This window comes from Caproicibacter sp. (assembly GCF_046707225.1).
Lineage (GTDB): Bacteria > Bacillota > Clostridia > Oscillospirales > Acutalibacteraceae > Caproicibacter.
The window spans coordinates 82,912-100,799 of sequence record NZ_JBJKOP010000029.1 but is presented as its reverse complement, the minus strand read 5'-3'; the positions used below and the strand labels follow the sequence as shown (position 1 = coordinate 100,799).

General features: G+C 51.3%; 17 protein-coding genes. 3 read left to right on the top strand and 14 right to left on the bottom strand.

Annotated features, from left to right (window positions below):
* Positions 1 to 90: 90 nt before the first annotated feature.
* The 4 genes from ACLQ3M_RS05420 to ACLQ3M_RS05405 form a co-directional block, all read right to left on the bottom strand.
* Entirely contained in the window at positions 91 to 1,599 is a 1,509-nt protein-coding gene (locus ACLQ3M_RS05420; protein ID WP_411676680.1) for a tripartite tricarboxylate transporter permease, read from the bottom strand.
* A 12-nt stretch (positions 1,600 to 1,611) separates the two neighbouring features.
* Positions 1,612 to 2,082 carry a tripartite tricarboxylate transporter TctB family protein gene (locus tag ACLQ3M_RS05415; RefSeq protein WP_411676679.1) on the bottom strand — a complete coding sequence of 157 codons (471 nt, stop codon included), beginning with the start codon at positions 2,080 to 2,082 and terminating at the stop codon, positions 1,612 to 1,614.
* A 57-nt stretch (positions 2,083 to 2,139) separates the two neighbouring features.
* Positions 2,140 to 3,156, bottom strand: coding sequence for a tripartite tricarboxylate transporter substrate binding protein (locus tag ACLQ3M_RS05410; protein WP_411676678.1), 1,017 nt, complete (start codon positions 3,154 to 3,156; stop codon positions 2,140 to 2,142).
* A gap of 100 nt (positions 3,157 to 3,256) precedes the next feature.
* Positions 3,257 to 4,141, bottom strand: coding sequence for a dihydrodipicolinate synthase family protein (locus ACLQ3M_RS05405; RefSeq protein ID WP_411676677.1), 885 nt, complete (start codon positions 4,139 to 4,141; stop codon positions 3,257 to 3,259).
* Positions 4,142 to 4,453: 312 nt separating this feature from the next.
* On the opposite strand from ACLQ3M_RS05405, the gene ACLQ3M_RS05400 reads away from it, so the two are divergent.
* The gene (locus tag ACLQ3M_RS05400; RefSeq protein ID WP_411676676.1) at positions 4,454 to 5,458 is read left to right on the top strand and encodes a dihydroxyacetone kinase subunit DhaK; all 1,005 of its coding nucleotides are present in this window, start codon (positions 4,454 to 4,456) and stop codon (positions 5,456 to 5,458) included.
* Between the two features lie 14 nt (positions 5,459 to 5,472).
* Complete coding sequence (locus ACLQ3M_RS05395) at positions 5,473 to 6,108, top strand: dihydroxyacetone kinase family protein (protein WP_411676675.1); 636 nt, start codon at positions 5,473 to 5,475, stop codon at positions 6,106 to 6,108.
* Positions 6,109 to 6,157: 49 nt separating this feature from the next.
* Here the strand turns inward: ACLQ3M_RS05395 and ACLQ3M_RS05390 are convergent, their stop codons facing one another.
* Both ACLQ3M_RS05390 and ACLQ3M_RS05385 read right to left on the bottom strand, forming a co-directional pair.
* Positions 6,158 to 6,757: a peptidase M50 gene (locus ACLQ3M_RS05390; protein ID WP_411676674.1), complete on the bottom strand. Its 600-nt coding sequence runs from the start codon at positions 6,755 to 6,757 to the stop codon at positions 6,158 to 6,160.
* On the bottom strand, positions 6,754 to 7,395 hold the full coding sequence (locus ACLQ3M_RS05385) for a hypothetical protein (protein ID WP_411676673.1): 642 nt from the start codon (positions 7,393 to 7,395) through the stop codon (positions 6,754 to 6,756). The genes ACLQ3M_RS05390 and ACLQ3M_RS05385 overlap by 4 nt, the downstream gene beginning before the upstream one ends.
* 166 nt (positions 7,396 to 7,561) lie before the next feature.
* Between ACLQ3M_RS05385 and ACLQ3M_RS05380 the strand changes: the two genes are divergently transcribed.
* On the top strand, positions 7,562 to 8,206 hold the full coding sequence (locus ACLQ3M_RS05380; RefSeq protein WP_411676672.1) for a lactate utilization protein: 645 nt from the start codon (positions 7,562 to 7,564) through the stop codon (positions 8,204 to 8,206).
* Between the two features lie 131 nt (positions 8,207 to 8,337).
* Here the strand turns inward: ACLQ3M_RS05380 and gltA are convergent, their stop codons facing one another.
* The 8 genes from gltA to pknB form a co-directional block, all read right to left on the bottom strand.
* Positions 8,338 to 9,729 (bottom strand): NADPH-dependent glutamate synthase, encoded by a 1,392-nt coding sequence (gene gltA / locus ACLQ3M_RS05375; protein ID WP_411676671.1) that lies wholly within the window; start codon positions 9,727 to 9,729, stop codon positions 8,338 to 8,340.
* A complete protein-coding gene (locus ACLQ3M_RS05370) occupies positions 9,722 to 10,570 on the bottom strand; it encodes a sulfide/dihydroorotate dehydrogenase-like FAD/NAD-binding protein (protein ID WP_411676670.1) in 849 nt (282 codons plus the stop codon). Before ACLQ3M_RS05370 ends, gltA begins: the two co-directional genes overlap by 8 nt.
* Before the next feature lie 206 nt (positions 10,571 to 10,776).
* The gene (spoIVA, locus tag ACLQ3M_RS05365; protein WP_411676669.1) at positions 10,777 to 12,261 is read right to left on the bottom strand and encodes a stage IV sporulation protein A; all 1,485 of its coding nucleotides are present in this window, start codon (positions 12,259 to 12,261) and stop codon (positions 10,777 to 10,779) included.
* 55 nt (positions 12,262 to 12,316) lie between these two features.
* Positions 12,317 to 13,852: a DUF3794 and LysM peptidoglycan-binding domain-containing protein gene (locus ACLQ3M_RS05360; RefSeq protein ID WP_411676668.1), complete on the bottom strand. Its 1,536-nt coding sequence runs from the start codon at positions 13,850 to 13,852 to the stop codon at positions 12,317 to 12,319.
* Positions 13,853 to 14,107: 255 nt separating this feature from the next.
* Positions 14,108 to 14,269, bottom strand: coding sequence for a hypothetical protein (locus tag ACLQ3M_RS05355; protein WP_411676667.1), 162 nt, complete (start codon positions 14,267 to 14,269; stop codon positions 14,108 to 14,110).
* 77 nt (positions 14,270 to 14,346) lie between these two features.
* Positions 14,347 to 14,982, bottom strand: a complete 636-nt coding sequence (locus tag ACLQ3M_RS05350; RefSeq protein ID WP_411676666.1) for a thiamine diphosphokinase — start codon at positions 14,980 to 14,982, stop codon at positions 14,347 to 14,349.
* Positions 14,967 to 15,851, bottom strand: coding sequence for a ribosome small subunit-dependent GTPase A (gene rsgA / locus ACLQ3M_RS05345; protein WP_411676665.1), 885 nt, complete (start codon positions 15,849 to 15,851; stop codon positions 14,967 to 14,969). Before rsgA ends, ACLQ3M_RS05350 begins: the two co-directional genes overlap by 16 nt.
* Before the next feature lies 1 nt (position 15,852).
* Positions 15,853 to 17,880: a Stk1 family PASTA domain-containing Ser/Thr kinase gene (pknB, locus tag ACLQ3M_RS05340; RefSeq protein ID WP_411676664.1), complete on the bottom strand. Its 2,028-nt coding sequence runs from the start codon at positions 17,878 to 17,880 to the stop codon at positions 15,853 to 15,855.
* Positions 17,881 to 17,888 lie beyond the last annotated feature (8 nt).

Below are 17,888 nucleotides of genomic sequence, written 5' to 3'. Positions count from 1 at the left end.
TCATTATAAAGCAACAAAAGAAACATTTCCATATACGTGGAGCCGCATCGATAAACTTTTTCGACTTTCCGCTCCCGGAAATCTTATGAATTAAGTTGTTTCTCTCTTCCGCTGCACCATTGACTTGACGATCGGGTACAAAAACACCGTGGCAATCAACAGAAGCAAAACCAGCGTAACGGGTCTGGTAACAAATATCGCATAGCTTCCGTTGGACAAAACCAGAGCTCTTCTCAAATTGGACTCCAGCATACCGCCCAACAAGAGTCCGAGAATAAACGGTCCGACCGGAAATCCGCCGCGTTTAAAAGCAAATCCGAGAAGGCCGGCAAGGGACATGACGATCACGTCAAAAATGCTGTTGTTCAGCGCAAAGGAACCGACAATACACAGAACACAGACCGCAACCCAAACCGTTTGTGGTTTTACATTCAGAACCTTTGCAGATGCTTTCGCGGTTAAAAGTCCAAATATCATCATCAGGATGTTGGCCATGATCATCAGCAGCATGATGTTGATGACAAACGGCTTATTGTCCGTAAACATCTTGGGTCCCGGCTGCATTCCGTACATGGTAAGCGAACCGATCAGAATCGCGCTGACAGAGTCGCCGGGAATCCCCAGCGTAAGCATGGTTGTCAGGGCGCCGCCGATTACCCCGTTGTTCGCGGCACAGCTGACGGCCAGTCCCTCCATGGAACCGTTTCCGTATTCTTCCGGATGCTTGGACATTTTTCTGGCCTGTCCCCAGCAGATAATAGAGGCGATGTCTCCGCCCGCCGCCGGGATTGCCCCAACGACCGTTGCGACGAGAGATGCGAAAAAGGTCGGCGCGGCAAGCGCCTTTGCCTCCGATTTATTTGGCAGCACACGTCCCAGCTCCAGATTGGCTGCTTTTTCTCTAGCCTCCCTGTCCTGCTGAGACTGTTTATATTCAAAAATCTGAGACAGGACCTCTCCGATTCCAAACATACCGATCATGACAGGCAAAAAGGAAATACCGGCGAGCAAATCGGTGGAACCCATTGTGTAGCGCTTGACGGACAGGATCGGGTCCAGACCGACTGTGGAAAGCAGAAGGCCGAGAAAACCGACCGTGACCCCTTTCAAAACAGAAGTTCCGGAAACTGTAATCATCATGGAGATGCCGAACAAAGCGAGGGCGAAATATTCGGTCGGACCGAATCCGACGGCAAACTTTGCAAGGGGAAACGAGAAAAAAATCAATGCGACCGTACTGATGATTCCCGCAATAGAGGAATAAATTACATTGATTCCAAGCGCAAGCCCGCCCTTGCCCTGCTTGTACAGCGCATAGCCGTCGAACGTGCTCGCGATGGAAGCCGGCGTTCCCGGCGTATTAATCAAAATTGCGGAGATCCCGCCGGCAAAGATTGCGGAATTCCAAAGTCCGATCAGCATTGCAAAGCCCTGGTCGGCAGGCATCCAGAAAGTGATCGGCGTCAGAATAGCAATTCCCATGGTAGCCGAAAGACCTGGCAGGGCGCCGATGACGGCACCGGCTATTACGCCAATCAGCAGAGACAGCAGCACCATCGGCTGCATTAATTGTAAAAAGCCTTGAACCCATTCCGTCATAAAGAGCACCCCTTAAATGGCAAATTGAACTTTCAGCCCCAAATTAAAAATACCATAAATCAAGGCCACGAAAATAATGGAAAACAACAGATTATACTTCCAGCTTCTGTGGTAGATCCAGTTGACAAACAAACAAAAAGCCAGCGCAGCAACTACAAAATGGATCAGTTTCCACAGGATAAAGAAAGCCAGAATTGCACAAACAGTCAACAGCAAAGGGCGAATGTTTGCTTTCTGCTCCTCGTCCATCTCAAAATAAGCGAATTTGCCGTTATCTTTTAATCCTTTCACAAAAAGAGCCAGGCCGAACAAAATTACGGCTGACGAAACAATGACCGGAAAGAATCCCGCTCCCGGCACGCCGCTGATCGTAGAAGACGACATGCCAAGACCGATTCCCGGAACAAGAAACCAGACGCCCACCCCGCAAACAAGCAAGCCTGGAATCGTATCACCTTTATACATAAGAATCCCCCGTTTCAAAGGCATTGCAAAAATCTTTTGCCGGGTGGAAGACCCCTTCCACCCGACGAAATGGTATTACTGCTTTACAATTCCAAGCTGCGGGATCAGGGCTGAATAATCGGCCAGTTCTTTCTTCGCCTCGGTATCCATGTCGGAACCGTTCATGTATGCGAAGTTATAACCCTTCTGTGACAGAAGCTTTTTCACGTCGTCGGAATTGATTGCCGTCTTGGACGCTTTTTCCAGAACATCTACAATTTCCTGCGGCGTATCCTTTGGAACCGCAAATCCGCCCCAGCCCTGAACACTGACGTCAATGCCCTGCTCTTTTGCCGTTTTGATATCCGGATAAATCGAGGAACGTTCGTCGCCGATGACGGCAAGAATCTTCAATTCGCCGGAATCAACGCTTGACTGAACCTCCGACGGGCTGACAGCCGTCGCATCGATATTTTTGCCGAGGAGTGCAGCCACGGCAGGAGCCGCTCCGTCAAACGGAACATGGGTGAACTTGCAGCCGGTTTTCTGTTCAATGCTGGCTGCGGCGATCTGCCAGATCGATCCGGTCCCGGAGTTTCCAACCTTTATTTCACCGGGATGAGCCTTCGCATAATCGACAAAATCCTGGAGTGTTTTCCATTTGGAATCGCTTCGAACCGTAATGGCCGCCGGAATCGTCATCGCTCTTGCGACAAATTTGAAATCGTCGGTGGAAAGCGTTGTAAAGCCAAGGGCCTTTAACATTGTGGATTCAACCGGCATGTAGGCGATTGTATATCCGTCCGCCTTGCTGTTTTTTACATACTCCAGACCCACGGCTCCGGAAGCGCCTGTCTTATTGGTGACAATAACCGGTTTGCCAAGCACCTGTTGAAGCTGGGAAGCATAGATGCGGGCCACTGTATCTGACGCCCCGCCTGCGGAATAAGGTACAATCAGAGAAATTTGTTTGGTCGGAAAGTCGGTCGCTTTCGAGGCCGCGGCAGATGACGCCGAGCTGGAAGCAGATCCCGTACCGCTGCAGCCTGTAAATAAGGCGGCAGTCATGGCCAGGGTCAGGGTTGCGCTGAGTATTTTTTTTAAGTTTTTCATACGAGCTCCTCCTAATCGTCTTTATATCGACAGCATTTCCCATAAATGCCGACAATACCTAAATCGTAATGGGCAACGTCCAAACGGAAGCCGCTGTTGTTCACAGGTATCTTTGAATCTGTTTGATCAGCTCTGCCTTCTCTTCCTCGCTCAGATCGATCAGCGGTTTCCGCATGTGTCCGCCGTCCAGTCCCCTGTAATCCAAAACAGTTTTAAAGAAGGCCATATCCGCACCGGAACGTATGATTTCGCAGATTTCGTTTGCGATTTTCTGCTCTTTCAGTGCTGTTTCATAGTCACCTTTGCAAAAGGCCTTATAAACGCTGACGAAGTGTTCCGGCATCGGTCCGGAGCAGCCGGACACGGTCCCCTCCACACCCATGGCAAGCGCTGCGAGAAAGAGCCTGTCCGTGCCAAACAACACGGAAAATTTTCCGTCGTTAATCAATAAATAGTCCTTCACGCGAAGCATATCGGGATAACTGTATTTGATTCCTACAACATTTTTGCATCTGTCAGCTATTTCCTGCACAACACGCGGTTTCAAATCATTGGCCGCGCATTGAGGAATAGAATACAGATAAATTGGAAAATCTGTCGGAAGACCTTTCGCAATTTCCTCGTAGTACAACACCATTGCCTTATCGTTAACGCCAAAATAGCTGGGAGTCACAATGCCGACCCCATCGGCGCCGATTTTACAGGCATGTTCCGCCAGCCGAACGGTTTCTTTTAACGTCATGGCGCCTGCATGAATGTAAACAGGCACTCTTCCGTCCGCTTTCTTCACGACGGTTTGGGCAACAAGCTCCCTTTCCTCCGGGGACATCAGGTACATCTCGCCCGTCGTACCTGTCGGATAAAGGCAGTTGATCCCTTTCTGAATCAGAAATTCGGTCTGCTTTTCCAGAGCGTTGACGTCAACCTGATCTTTGCCATCGAAAGGTGTCGTCATCGCGGTGATCACGCCGTACAATTTTTTCAACCCTTTTTCCTCCGTTCTAAAAGTAATTTAAAACTCGTTGTTTGTTTATTAAACATTCTGTTTTTGTTCTGCTTGTTTTTTATGGTAGTTGTTTTAATTCTTCTAACCATAATTGACATTTTAATAAATTTTACGAATTGCAGCAACATTAATGTAGCATTATTCAACATCAATGTCAATATTTTTTTATAATATTTTTATATTTATGTGCCATATTGACAATGAATGACTGAAATGCTATGATGTATCCGTTACTTGATATTTTAATTATTTTTATTAAACATTTAGTTGATTTCTTAAGGAGGACTAAAAATGCAGAGAATTCTGAACCATCCACAGGATTATGTCGATGAAATGCTCGACGGTATTTATCTTGCTCATCCCACACAGGTTAAATTCATTAACGAAGACAAAAGATGTCTGGTCTCTTCCAAAACCAAAGAAGGGAAAGTCGGAATCATCACCGGCGGGGGTTCCGGGCACCTTCCTCTCTTTTTAGGTTATGTCGGCGAAGGCCTGCTGGACGGATGCTGCATCGGCGGAGTATTTCAGTCACCGAGTTCCATGCAGATTCTCGACGTGACAAAAGAAGTAAACCGCGGCGCCGGAGTCCTCTATCTTTACGGAAACTACGGCGGAGACATCATGAATTTTGATATGGCAAAAGATATGGCGGAGATGGAGAACATCGAAGTTCGCCAGGTCGTGGCCGGAGACGACGTGGCTTCTTCCCCCAAGGGTTCGGAAAACAAACGCCGTGGCGTAGCCGGAATCTTTTATGCTTTCAAAATTGCCGGAGCCGCGGCGGAATCCATGCTTCCGCTTGCCGAAGTGGAACGCCTTGCACAGAAGGCCTCCGATCACGTTCGGAGCATGGGGGTCGCCTTGACTCCCTGTACGATCCCGGAGCTGGGAAAAGCGAATTTCAGTATTGCAGACGGTGAAATGGACCTTGGGATGGGAATTCACGGGGAGCCTGGAATCAAAGTAGACAAGCTGAAAACCGCGGATGAAATCGTGGATGAGATTCTGTCTCACATTCTTCCGGATCTGCCCTATTCAAAGGGAGACGAGGTTTCCGTGCTGGTCAACGGACTGGGAGCGACGCCAAAGGAAGAGCTGTATATTGTTTACCGCCGTGTAGCGAACGTGCTGGCTGAAAAAGGCATTTCCATCTACAACAGTTATGTGGGGGAATTTGCAACTTCCATGGATATGGCGGGTATGTCCATCTCTTTGCTGAAACTCGACAGTGAACTGAAGACTTACCTTTCCATGCCCTGCTCCACGCCGTTTTTTCTTCAGAATCAAATATAAGGAGAACCACTGCAATGAATGTTGTTACCAGAAAGCAGCTTGTTGATTTTGTCTGTGAAGCTTCCCGTCTGATGGAGGAAAAAAAAGAGTATCTGATTGAACTCGACGCCGCGATGGGTGACGGCGACCTTGGGCTGACGATGTCGGCGGGGTTCGGAAAAGCCAGGGAATTTGTTCTGTCAAGCGAAGAGACCGATCTTGGAAAGCTTTTGGTGCAGACCGGAATGGTGTTCGCCCGCACCGTTCCATCAACGATGGGAACCCTGATCGCCTCCGCTTTTTTAAAATCCGGCAAAGGGGCTCTTGGGAAAACGGAGCTTACGGTCGACGACCTTGCGTGCTTTGCTCAAGATTTTGTTTGTGGCATTATGGAGCGTGGAAAAGCCGAACGCGGAAACAGAACGATTGTGGATTCCCTTGCTCCGGCAGCCGACGCGCTTCAAAAGGCGGCGAAAGAAGGACTTTCCGTCGCGGAATGCTGTAAGCGCGCGATGGAAGGTGCCGCCAAGGGGGTTGAGGATACCAAATCCATGCTGCCCGCGTTTGGCAGAGCGGTCTATTTCGGAGAAAAGGCCCTGGGACGTCCCGACCAAGGCGCATTGGTCGGCTGTTACCTGTACCAGGCTTTGTCACTGGCTACACAAGACTAAGCCAAGCCTCAAAATGCCCGCTTCCGATCTAACTTCGGAAGCGGGCATTTTAAAAATATTTTCCTTTTTTAAAAACCAGTAAAATCATCAGATATACGCTGACCAGAAGAAGCGTAAAGTTACCCGGGGAACGGAATAACACGAAAAAGCCGATCGCGGAAAGCGGAGCCAAAAACAGAAAGGAAATCACCTGCACCGTTGCCGCCGCTCTGTCCGGCTCCCAATGAGTACACAGCAGTGAATACAAGGCCTGTCCTCCGTCCAACGGCTCGATCGGCAAAGAATTAAACACGAATAACGTGAAGTCTGCCAGTGCCAGATTCCTTGCCGTTGAGTTTTGGAAGACGGAAAACAAAACTGCGGCCAGAAGATTGGCCGCCGGTCCCGACAAAGAAACGACGGCATCTCTCAGGTATCCGCGGTCCGGCCGTGATGTGCGAATGATATCAATGCCAAAAGCGGTGAACCTGACTGTTTCGGGTAAGCAGCCAAAAGCGTACATCACGCCAAAATGACTGGATTCGTGCAGCGCCGCCGCAGCCAGACCGGCCGCGGCCACACCGCTTCTGTCAAACAGAAGCAGCAGCGCAATCAGAGCAAAAAAGAAATAGCTGAAAGTGACCCGGCAGCCGCCGACCGTAAAATTCATGGCGATGCGGAGGAAGAGGGCGCCTTCCCCTGAGAAGAAGGCGAAGCGGAAGCGTTATTTTCCGATTGCGGAGCGGAGCCCAGCGCGGATGCTCCGTTCGGTTGTGTCTGCGTACCGGACGACGCCGGAGCCGAAGCATTCTCAGGCTGTGAAGGGGCGGAACCCGCTCCGTTCGCCGAGCCTGCCGAGGATGCCTGCGAAGCCGGGTTGCTTGGCTGATCCGGCGCAGAAGACGCTTCCTGGGTATTTTCCGGTCTGGAGCTGGTAATGTTTGACCATAGGTCGATTACCACATGCTTCATATTTTCCATCTGTGAATCGGCTACAATCGAATCGTTCAGCGATTCAAAATACCAGTTTCTCACTTTTTGATAAACCGTTCCGCCGTTCAGGCGCAGAGCTACAGCAGCAATTAAGATGGCCGTGCAGGCGCTAATCTGCACCACAGTCAGCAGCTTGGTGCTTGCCCTGCGGTTAATCGGGTCAGGCTGCGGTTCAAAATCATCGGCCTCGGCAGAATATAATTCCTCATCCAGGTCCGTATTTTCCGGCTCCTCCCATGTTTTGCGCGTCCGGGAGCCGGTCACCACTAAATTTTGGCTTTTCCGTTCCGTTTCCATTCTTGTATTTCGCTTCATTTGAAATCCTCCTGCAAATCATGTTCGAGTAATCATATGAAAATGATCGCGCAAACAGAACCGAACCGGATCAAAAGCGGACAGAGGATCCGTTGATCTCCTCGAATCATTCTTGTAAAATGACCGATTTTTTGTTAAGATATCGATAAGAAAAGAGGGATTTCATATGAATCAAGCTTTAGCACAGATGGAGCAAAAGAAAATCGAGTCGGCGGTAAAGGCACTGAACGCGAATCGCTTTGACGCGCGTTTCGTTGCAAACCGGGAAGAACTTTTAAAGCTCCTCGGTGAAATGGTTCCTGAAAACGCCGTCGTCGCAAACGGCGGTTCCGTTACGCTGGAGGAAACCGGGGTCTTGGACTTTATCCGCAGCGACAAATTTCAGTATCTGGACCGTTACCGCACAGGGATGACCGCGGAAGAAAAGCGTGAAATCTTTCTCCGCTCTCTGAATTCCGACTGGTATTTCACCAGCGCCAACGCAATTACAATGGACGGGCAGCTTTTTAACATTGACGGGAACTCAAACCGGATCGCGGCGATTGCCTACGGCCCCAGAAACGTCGTTGTGATCGCGGGCGCCAACAAACTGGTCCAGGACCTTGCGGAAGCCGAAAGCCGTGTGAAAAACTGGTCTGTCGCGGCAAACTGCTTCCGTCTGAACGTTCACACGACCGGTTGTTCTCTGACCGGAAAATGCACCGACTGCAAAAGTCCGGAACGCATGTGCTGCAACACTTTGATCAGCAGTTTTCAGCGCGAACCCGGCCGGGTCAAGGTTTTTCTTCTCCCCGAAACGCTGGGATACTGATTTGCTCGTCCCCTGTACTCTCCCGCACACCCGCCGCCCCGCCTGCTGGCGGGGCGCGCAGAGGGTTTCATGCCACAAACAGAAAGACGGCCTCCGCCACAATCCGCGAAGGCCGTCTTATCTTTTAAGAATTACTGTTTGGACTGAATGTACCGGTCGATCGACCGGGCCGCGTCTTTCCCGCCGCCCATTGCAAGAATGACCGTAGCGGCGCCGCTGACAGCGTCGCCCGCGGCATATACGCCCTCGCGGGATGTCCGCATTGTTTCTTCGTTTACAACAATACAGCCGCGCTGATTTGCCTCGAGGCCCTCGGTCGTCGTACGAATCAGCGGGTTCGGTGAATTTCCGATTGCCATAACAACACAGTCCACCGGGATTTTAAAGTTGGAGCCTTCCACCGGAACCGGCTTGCGGCGTCCGGAAGCGTCCGCTTCTCCCAATTCCATCCTGATGCACTCGATCGACTCCACTTTTCCATTCTCATCGCCATGGATCGCCACCGGATTGCAAAGCAGATTAAATTCGACGCCCTCTTCTTTTGCGTGATGGACCTCTTCACGCCGGGCCGGCATCTGCTCTTCTGCACGGCGGTAAACAATATGAACCTGCTCCGCGCCAAGGCGCAGGGATGTTCTGGCCGCGTCCATCGCGACGTTGCCTCCGCCAACCACGGCAACGCGCTTCGGCTCGATCATCGGCGTATCGTATTCCGGCTTATACGCCTTCATCAGGTTCACGCGGGTGAGAAATTCATTGGCGGAATAAACGCCGATCAGGCTTTCACCCGGAATATTCATAAAGCTGGGCAGGCCCGCGCCGGTTCCGACAAAGATAGCCTCATACCCCATATCAAACAATTCGTCGACGGAGAGAACCTTTCCAATCACCATGTCGGTCTTGATCTCGACGCCCTTTTGCTTCAGCGCGTCGATTTCCTTTTGTACGATTTCCTTCGGCAGACGGAACTGCGGAATTCCGTACATCAGTACGCCGCCGGCCGCGTGCAGCGCCTCAAAGACCGTAACGGAGTAGCCCTTGGCGGCAAGATCGCCCGCGCAGGTCAATCCCGCCGGTCCAGCCCCGATCACCGCGACCTTGTGGCCGTTGTGCTCCGCATGGAATTCTTCGTCCTTGCCGTTCTTCATGTGCCAATCCGCGGCAAAACGCTCCAAGCGTCCGATTCCGACCGGCTCGCCCTTGATTCCGCGCACACAGTTGTGTTCGCACTGATTTTCCTGCGGGCAGACACGCCCGCAGACGGCAGGCAGGGAATTCGTCAGCTTAATGGTCTGATAGGCGCCTTCCATATCCCCTGCCGCGATGCTGCGGATAAAATCCGGAATATGCACCCCGACCGGGCAGCCGGAAACACACGGCTGGTTTTTGCAGTGAAGGCAGCGCTCCGCTTCTTCCTTCGCCATCGCCTCCGTATAGCCCAGAGAAACTTCTTCGAAATTTTTGTTGCGGACGTTCGGTTCCTGCTCCGGAATCGGCGTCTTTTTCGGATTCATATTAGGCATTTTCCACACTCTCCATCAGATGGCATTTATAGTCATGGGCCGCTTTCTTTTCCATTTCCGCATAGGTTCTGGAACGTTTGATCGTTTCGTCGAAATCCACTTCATGCCCGTCGAAATCCGGGCCGTCCACACAGGCGAACTTTGTCTTTCCGCCGACGGTCAGGCGGCAGCCGCCGCACATCCCGGTTCCGTCGATCATGATCGGGTTCATGCTGACAATCGTCTTAATGCCGTATTCCTTTGTCAGGTTACAGACGGCGCGCATCATAACCAGCGGCCCGATCGCCACGACCAGATCGTAATCCGCTCCCTCTTCGATTCTCTTTTTCAGCGCGTCGGTTACAAACCCCTGGTTCCCGTTGGAGCCGTCGTCCGTCATCACGGTAAGGCTGTCGCTTGCCGCGCGCATCTCGTCTTCAAGGATCACGATGTCCTTGTTCCGGAATCCGGCGATCATGTCCACCTTTGCCCCCAGCTGATGCAGGGCCTTGGCCTGCGGGTACGCAATCGCGCAGCCAGCGCCGCCGCCGATCACCGCCGCCTTATGATAACCCTCCAGTTCGGAAGCTTTGCCCAGAGGCCCGATGAAATCAAGAATCGCGTCGCCGACATTCAGCTGATCGAGCAGAATCGTCGTTTTACCGACAATCTGATATATAATGGTGACCGTTCCCTTTTCGCGGTCGTAATCAGCAATGGTCAGCGGAATTCTCTCGCCGTATTCATTGACGCGCAGGATAATAAACTGACCCGCTTTTGCCTTTTTTGCAATATAGGGAGCGTCAACTACCATTAATGTCATGGAGTCGTTGAGTTTCCTTTTTTCTATGATAGAAAACATAATTTCACTCCTGTTAGATTGATAATATTTATACAAACATTATGACATATCGCATCGGTTTTTGCAATAGAAAGTTTACCCTAAACTGTGATGACCATCCTGCTCCGATCAATTCAAACATTTTCAGGTAAAATTCGGAATGGCATTAAATAGCATAAAAAGGGTGCCTGCTTTTCAGCAGACACCCTGACTATGATTGGCTATTGCTACAAAATAATGCAGATCAGCCCGTTGCAGCCCTCGTTGATAATTCGTTCAATGGTTTCGCGAACTTTATCGCGCGCGTCGTTCGGCATGCGCGTCAGTTTGTTGTGAAGCCCCTCGTTAACCAATTCGTGCAGACTTTTCCCAAAAATATTGGATTCCCAAATCTGCGATGGATTGGATTCGAACTCCTTGAGGATGTATTCCACCAGCTCCTGCGACTGCTGCTCGGAGCCGACAATCGGGGTAATCTCCGTCGTGATTCGCGTCTTCATCATATGGATGGACGGAGCCGCCGCCTTCAGCCGGATCCCGTACTTTCCGCCCTGCCGGATGATTTCCGGTTCTTCCAGACTGAGCTCTTCCACCGTGGGCATAACGATTCCGTATCCGTTTTCCTCCACATCTCGGTAAGCGTCCTTAATGCGGTCGTACTGTTTTTTGACATCAGCCATCTTCAGCACCTGATCCATCAGGCTGCCTTCGTCGCCGATTTCCAGTCCTGTCTTTTCCCCCAACACCTTATAAAACAGATTCGGCTGAAGCGAAAGGCCGATTCTTGCGTGCCCGTTGCCAAGCTCTACGGATTCGGTTTTCGCCGCATTGACATATTCGCACTGCCCGACTTCCCCGATAATATTCTCCACTTCGCGGATTCGGCCGACCTTTGAGGCCGCCGCCTGTATCGCGGAATATACGCTGCTTCTCAGCCAATGATCCTTTTCCAGACCGGAAAGCCATTTTGGCATGTCGATACGGATTTCCTTCACCGGAAATTCAAACAGGATCTTCGCCAGAATCATTCGGATTTCTTTTTCTTCCATCCGCAGACAGTTGACGGGCAGAACCGGAACGCCGTATTTTTTTTGCAGTTTTTCCGCGAGCGCGGCCGCTTCCGCCGTGTCCGGATCAATGCAGTTCAGCAGAACAATAAACGGTTTATCGATCTTTTTCAGTTCGTCGATCACGCGCTCTTCCGCTTCCTCGTACTCTTCACGCGGAATGTCGCTGATGCTGCCGTCCGTTGTAATCACCAGGCCGATGGTCGAATGCTCCGTAATGACCTTTTTGGTGCCGATTTCCGCCGCCATGTTAAACGGGATCGGATCGTTGTACCACGGGGTCATGACCATGCGGGGATTGTCGTTTTCGATGTACCCCAGCGAGCTCGGAACAATATATCCGACGCAGTCGATCATTCTGACGGAAAACGTTGCCGTCTGATCGATTTTAACGGTCACGGCCTGCTCCGGAACAAATTTCGGCTCCGTTGTCATGATTGTGCGCCCGGCGGCCGACTGAGGCATTTCGTCAACCGCTCGGTCCCGTTTATAATCGGAATCCATGTTCGGAATCACGATTGTGTCCATGAAGCGTTTAATGAACGTGGATTTGCCGGTTCTGACCGGGCCGACTACTCCTATGTATATATCCCCGTTGGTGCGTTCCGAAATATCCTTGTAGATATTGCTGCTGTGTTCTTCCATTTTACCTCCCCCTCAAGGCTGAGATCATTTTATGCCGGTACCAGGGTTGCGCTTTTCACATGGGAATCAACAGCATTCCTCTGTTTTCCATAACATCGCCGGCTATGCCGTTTTCCTGTTTGATGGTAGCCATTGAAGTGCGGTAATCGCGGGCAATGTTCCAAAGATTTTCCCCTGCTTCGGCATAGTAAATGCACAATGCCGCGGAATTGTCGCGGGCAACCGGCTTCTCTTCGTCCGCCGTGACTTCCGTAATCGCTTTAAACGAGTACCGGCTGTAAATTTCCGCGGTTAGACGCAGCTCGGTTTTCGCCTCTATCCCGCTGCCCATAATTCGGAAGCTGATTCCTCCGACCGCAATCTGTGCTTCGCATTTCGTGTTGTCGCCGGAGCTGCTGCAGGCGCGGGTATATTCAAAATCGAGCAGGCGCTCGAAATAAAACGGTTTGCTTTCCTCATCCAACGCCAGTACGCACAGGTTATATTTCCCTTTAAATGTGATCTGGCCGCCTTGAATTTCCGCGGAAACGGTGCTCATTTCGTTCCAGACGTCAATCACCCGTGAAACGGTACTGTCTTCGACGGACAGAGTGCTCTTGTGCACCGTGGTATCCCCAACCAGTTCCGCCAGGTTATCCACCGTTTTCTGTTTTGACTCAAGATTCATGTCGAAATTCTTTGAATAGGCGTCATTGACCACCGTTACTTCCGATCCCTGATAAGCCGCCGCGCTGGCAAACAATCGAATCTGGGTATCAAAAAACGTCTTGTCACCGGAGTAATCGTTTTTAATCTGAGCTTCCACCCCGATGACGCCCACCTTGACATCGCAGAGGCAGTCGTCCGTCACGCCGGTGCAGTCGAGCATTTGACTAAACGGAATGGTAAACTCCATGGCCTCCGGCATACTGTTTTCTTCCGTCCCGTCATACAGGAATTTGACGCAGGCCTCACCCTTGACCATCAGCTTCCCGGCCGTAACCTTAAAGTCCTGGAGAACGGCAAAGGCGTCCGTACGCATGATGCTGTCGGCCGGAGGCTTGCCGCTGCCAAGCTCAAGGATTTCGTCCACACTGAACTGTTGCTGGCAGAATCCGACCAGATTGTTGATCTTCATTGTTTTTTTCTGCTGCTCAACATCGGAACCGACGATGTTGCTGACAACATCGCTGTGCCCTTGGGCAACCACTTTCGCACACACCGAAAAGGCGCCGTGAATATCCAGGCGCCGTGGACTCGTCGCACGGCAGTTTATGTATTCCACGCGCGGGAATGCATAAATCTGTGCGTTTTCAGCCGCCTGTTTTAAAGAGATCTCCGCCGAAAAAGTGTCGGTGCTGTCGCAGAACCGGATCCGCATTCCGCCAGGGTCAAGATAAAAGACCTTTACGGTAAAGCCTCCCTCCAGCATCAGGCGGTCGCCGGAGATCGACCGTGACCCGATTTTTGGGTAAATCTGGCATTTTAAAATGCGCTGTATATCCGGGCAGTAATCCGGCAGGCTGATGTTCAGGTCGACTGGCTGCTCCTGGCAACCGTCGAAAATAACTTCTCCGACTGCCATCGCCTCGCGGTCAAGCATATAATCCATAGAGGCCCTCTCCTTTTTTTAATTCTACGTAATTGTTATTCCGGTCTTGTCTTATTTATACCATGTGAATGGAAAAAATCGGCGGGGAAAGATGCCTGAATGGAAGGAAGAGCATAAAAAAATGCCCCCGGTTTTCCGGGGGCTGAAATTTATTGTTCCTTTTTAATGTTAAACATCCTGCGAAGCCAAAAACTCCAGAATTTCGAACTGTGTACAACAACTACCTTCATGGTTGTATCCCTCCCGGAATTATGTTCAGCACCCCTTGAATAGTGCGATGCCCAGCGCAATGATGATAATAGATGCAAAAAACATGATCAGCCCAATGGGGCAAAAGCAGGACAGCAGCAGTCCAAAGCCAAACGCCACAATATAATGCGCCCAGCATTTCACATCACATTTATGCCTGCCTCCCATACGATCACCGCCCTGCCGCAGTTTTAAATTCTATTAACAGTATATACCGGCAGGGTAAAATGTGTGCAAAACAGAATTTAAGATTGGACCAGGATCAACGCGTCACCGTCGTGGACGCTGACGCGGGCCTCCTCCGCCTCAATGCGGTTGCTGACCCCGAGAGGATCGTCGGAATGAAGAACCGATTTGGTCAGCGGATATTTCATTCCGATATAACTGACGCGGCATGCCGGGCACCCGAACGGGAACACGGAAACGGTCGCTCCCCTCATTCCGTTCAGAGTCAGCCGCCCGCCGCAGATTAAAAACACTCTGCAGAATTCACCGACAAGAACAGATTTGCATCCCTGGCGGCTCAGATACTGAAGAACGCAGAGATTCGCATAGGAGTGGTCGAAACGTTTGCCGCCCAGTACGCCGAACAGCGCAAATTGACGGAATCCTCGCCGTATGCCTTCCTTTACCGCCGCAAGCGTGTCCGTCTCATCCTTTTCAACCGCCAGCCGGATGGTTTCCACCTGGCCCGGCAATTCGCCCCGGTAGGAGTCGAAATCGCCGATCAGAAGATCCGGGCGGATCTGAAACCGGTTGGCGTTTTCCAGGCCGCCGTCGGCACAGATGACAAAGCAGTCCTCCGGCTTATATTCCCCAAAATTTTTCGCGCTGTCAATCGGAACCGACCCGATCACCATACAAATTACTTTTTCTCCCATTCCCTAATCCCATCCATTTCCTGATACATTGCCACATAGCTTTCGTGTCTTGTTTTGCTGATTTTTCCATCCCTGGCCGCCTGCAGCACGGCGCAGCCCTTTTCGCAGGTATGCGAGCAGGAGGAAAACCGGCACTGATTTAGGTACGGGGCGAATTCCGGGAAACAAAACGGCAGACTTTCCTTTGAGATGCGGTCGCTCTTTTCAAGCGTAATGGAAGAAAACCCCGGCGTATCCGCAACATAGCCGCCGTCCTTCAGCTTCAGAAGCTGAACCTTGCGGGTTGTATGGCGGCCGCGGCCCAGTTTACGGCTGATTTCGCCCGTTTGAAGGTTCAGGTCATGAAACATACTGTTTAAAAGCGTGGATTTTCCAACGCCGGAATTCCCGGTAAAAGCCGTCGTTTTTCCAGACAGAATCCGCTCCACTTCCTCCACACCCTCTCCCGTTTCGCAGGAAACGCTGAAAGAGCGGAAGCCGGCATCGGAATAGATTTTCTCAAGCGGTTCCACCGGCATCAGGTCCGTTTTGGAAAAGACAAGCACGGGTTCAATTCCCTTGTCCACAGCCGCGGCAATCTCACGGTCCGTATTCAGAAGGTTCGGCGAGGGGTCGCAGGCCGATACGACAATCACCAGCTGATCCAGATTCGCAATTGGCGGGCGAAGCAGAAAATTCCGGCGCGGCTGAATTTCTTCAACAGCGCCGGTTCCGTCCGGTTCTGCGGAAACGGTCACATAATCGCCGGCAAGCGGCGTAATACCGTTTTTACGGAAAATTCCCCTTGCCCTGCACTCGTAAATCCGGTCGGCGGTCTCCACCGAATAGAAGCCCCCGATTCCCTGTAATATCAATCCCTGAATCATCATTTCAATCACTCGGCGAGACGGACCCGCCGGACGGGATCTCGCTGGAGGAGGAACTGCCGGTCGGCTCCACATAAGCGGTAGACCACTGGAGCTTGCCTTCCCCCGTGTCAAAATTCAGGGAATAAATGTTGTACTTGCTTCCATCCAGCGTAATGGTAAGGGTCTGCAGCCCGTCGGTTCCGGTAAAGTCAAGCTGACACACGTCATTATAAGACGGATTGACCGTTTTGGTAACATTCAGGTCGCTGCCAAGATAAGCCCTCAGCACGATATCGTGCGATACATTCTTTGGAAGCTGGACATAGACGGTAACTTTTTTCTGCGCCGGCCCGGAACTGACAATGAGATTGACCGTGGTGCCCTGGTCAACTTTTACGCCGTTGAGAGGATCGGTTTCAATCACGGTTCCTTTCGCCTGGTCGCTTGCCTGCTCTTTCGTAGTTCCGACCGTAAGCCCCGCGTCCGTTATCATTTTTCTCGCGTCGTCAACCGTTTGCCCGGCTACGTTCGGCACGGGAATTTTCTGGATATCCTTTCCGGAGCTGACGTAAACATTAATCACATCCGTACCGGCCGTTACCTCGGTTTTCGCCGACGGCTCGGTTCTGACGACGATTCCCTTGTCTACCGTATCGCTGGCAATCGGCAAAATTTTATAATCCAGATTCAGCTTTTTCAGCGCGGCTTCCACATCCGCCTGAGAACTGCCCGAATAATCGTCGAGAGTAATCGTCGCGCCCCCGCTGCTCACCGTCAGGGTAATGGTGGTGTTTTCCTTCACCGTCGTACCGGCTTTCGGGCTCTGGTCTAAAATCGTGCCCTTTTCCGCCGTTGGGTCGCTCTTTGGCTCTTCTTTAATCGTAAAGCTGTAAGTGGGGTCGCTGTTGATTTCGTTTTTCACATCGTCGATATTTTTGCTGACATAATCGGGCATTGTAACATCCTTCGGCCCGGAGTTGAGGCTGTGAACCAATGCCGCCACCCCGAAGCTGATGGTCACAATCAGGAACGCCGCCGCGATTCCGGCAACGATCAGAATGGCAACCGGCTTTTTCTTTCTGACCGGCTCTTCCTCGGGTTCTTCCTCATAATCATAGTTGTCGTTGTAATTGGGCTGATCGTTGTTTCTGACCGAGTTGATCGCATCGATATATTTCGTCGGTTTTTCATCAATAAAATATTTATACTGAAATTTCGTGCTCGGATTTCTTTTAAATATTTCGATGTCACGCAGCATTTCGGCGGCGGACTGATACCGGCGCTCCGGACTCTTCTGCATCGCCTTCAGCGTGATCTCCTCCAAGCCTTCCGGAATGGAGGGATTCAGCTCGCGCAGCGGCTTCGGGTCGGTCTGCAGCTGCATGATGGCTACGGAAACGGCGCTGTCCGCTTCAAACGGAAGCTGACCCGTCAGCATTTCATATAACATGACGCCGACGGAGTAAATATCTGTTTTTTCGTCCGTCCTGTCGCCCCGCGCCTGTTCGGGCGCGATATAGTGAACCGAACCGATCGCCTTGTCCGTCATGGTGCGGGTCTCGCTTCTGGAAAAGCGGGCGATTCCGAAATCCGTCACCTTAATGGTTCCGTCCTGAAGCAGCATGATATTCTGCGGCTTGATATCCCGGTGAACGATTCCTTTTTCGTGAGCGTGCTGGAGCGCGCGCAGAATCTGAACGGAGAAATGGATCGCTTCTTTCCATTTGATCCGTTTCTGCTGGTCCAAATATTCCTTGAGCGTGATTCCGTCGATATACTCCTCGACAATGTATTGAATTCTGTCCCCGAAGCTGACATCGAATACTTTTACGATGTTGGGATGGGAAAGAACGGCAATCGCCTTGGACTCATTTTTAAAGCGCCGGATAAACTCTTCGTTGCCTAAAAACTCGTCTTTCAAAATTTTGACGGCCACGGTACGGTCGTCAATCGTATCGTAAGCGCGGTAAACGACCGCCATACCTCCGACCCCGACCAGTTCATGTATCTCGTAGCGGCCGTCAAGCCGTTTGCCGGTGTATTTATCCATGCAATCAA